2 protein-coding genes are annotated in these 1,977 nt (G+C 49.6%); both read left to right on the top strand.

Annotation, left to right across the window (positions count from 1 at the left end; translation table 11 throughout):
- On the top strand, positions 1-1,285 hold a 1,285-nt coding region (locus tag DWZ44_RS17990; protein ID WP_243002169.1), incomplete at its 5' end, for a DUF4368 domain-containing protein.
- Positions 1,282-1,626: a TnpV protein gene (locus tag DWZ44_RS17985; protein ID WP_117805439.1), complete on the top strand. Its 345-nt coding sequence runs from the start codon at positions 1,282-1,284 to the stop codon at positions 1,624-1,626. The genes DWZ44_RS17990 and DWZ44_RS17985, both read left to right, overlap by 4 nt.
- The last annotated feature ends 351 nt before the right edge of the window (positions 1,627-1,977 follow it).

Here is a 1,977-nt window from a genome sequence, read left to right as displayed (position 1 = left end):
TCCGTATCAGATCGCCAGCAAGCTGAAAGAAGAAAAAGTCCTCATTCCGTCCGCTTACCTTGCCCAGCACAGCGAGGGCGTGAACAAAAACAAGACTTTCAAAGATGTGTACGGCTGGGGTTCTTCCACCATCTGCAACATTCTTGAAAAGCGTGAATATCTGGGACACACCATCAATTTCAAGACCCGAAAGCACTTCAAGGACAAGAAAAGCCATTATGTCCCGGAGGACGAATGGACAATTTTTGAGAATACCCATGAGCCTATCATTGACCAGCAGACCTTTGACCTTGTGCAGAAAATCCGTGGAAATGTCAGACGCTACCCGGACGGCTGGGGCGAAGCAGCTCCCCTCACGGGCTTGCTCTATTGTGCCGATTGCGGCGGCAAGATGTATGTCCACCGCACCAACAACGGCAAGCGCATTTCTCAATATACCTGTTCCCAATACAGCAAAGTCCCAGTTGGAAAGCTCTGCAAGACCCAGCACCGTATCAATGAAGATGTGGTACTGTCCCTTGTCTCTGAAATGCTGAAAGCCATTGCCGAGTATGCCAAGCATGACCGAGCCGAGTTTGTCCGTGTGGTGCAGGAAGCGCAATCCAGCCAGCAGACCACAGAGGTCAGGAAACAGCGTACACGCCTTGCCACAGCAAAGCAGAGAGTTTCCGAGCTGGAAGTCCTGCTCTGCAAAATCTATGAGGACAACATTTTAGGCAAGCTGTCCGACAGCAGATACGCCACTCTGGACGCTCAATACGAAAAGGAACAGTCCGAGCTTACCGCTGAAATCTCTGTTCTGGAAAAGGCTGTCAAGAGCTATGAGAAGCACGAAAAGGACGCTGATCGTTTTATCGCTCTGATTGACAAGTATGAGAACTTCGACAAGCTGACCATTGCTATGCTCAACGAGTTTATCGAGAAAATCCTTGTGCATGAGCGTGACCGTAAAGGCAGTATACAGACCACACAGGAGGTCGAGATTTACTTCAATTTTGTTGGGCGATTCGTTCCCCCGGCGTTTGGAGAAGCGGAGCTTACCCCGGAGGAATTAGAGGAAATCCGCAAGCGTGAGGAACGCAAGGACAGGCTTCATCAGAACTACTTGAAGCGGAAAGCCAGCGGAGCGCAGAAGCGATACGAGGACAAAATCAAGAAGCGGAAAAAGGCAGAAATTGAAGCTAAGAAAGCCGCCATTCGTGCGGAGGACATTGCAAAGGGCGTGTTCGTCCCTGTCAGCAGCTTACCGCAGAGAGAGCCAATGAAAGGAGTACAATCAGCATGAATATCACTTACACACAGAACGGCGATTATCCTATCCCGAACATCGTTATCCGCAAGACCAAGCCCATCGGACACTACGGCAGACTTCGCAAGGCGTATCTGGAAATGCACCGCCCGATACTGTTCAATGAACTGGTGCTATCCGACAAGCTCTTTGAACATTGTGCCGAGATTGACGAAGCGGCACGAAACCGCATGGAGCTGATCGTGCGGTCACTGGCAGAGCAAAACGGTGTGACTGAGCAACTGAAAGCCGATAATCAAATGGAATGGGTGCGGCAGATGAACGCTTGCAAGGCACAGGCAGAGGAGATTGTGAAAGCGGAATTGATTTATGATTGAGCGAGGAAGTCCGGGCAGAAAACTGTTCGGACTTTTCTCATATAGTCCAAAGTTGCGGTAGAACTGTTCACAAGTTTTATGGTACAATTTGAATACGAAAAGTGAGCAACAAATGGAGGCTGGCTGACACATTTGTCTGCGGGCGTGATGTCCCAATCGGAAATTTCGTCAGACCATATCTCCATTTTAAAAGAAAAGAGCAAGGCCGGATAGACCTTACTCTTACATTATGAATCGGAATTTACGAAAGAGGTACAGAACATGAAGAAAATCAGAGGATTGCGTAGTTCCGGCAGAGCCGGAACGGCAGCAGCCAGAGCCGCCCCGGAGCTGGTGGAGCCGATTTTGGAG

Source organism: Blautia sp. AF32-4BH, from assembly GCF_003460565.1.
In the GTDB taxonomy this organism is placed as follows: Bacteria; Bacillota; Clostridia; order Lachnospirales; family Lachnospiraceae; genus Fusicatenibacter; species Fusicatenibacter saccharivorans.
This window is presented reverse-complemented; position numbering and strand designations above follow the sequence as displayed.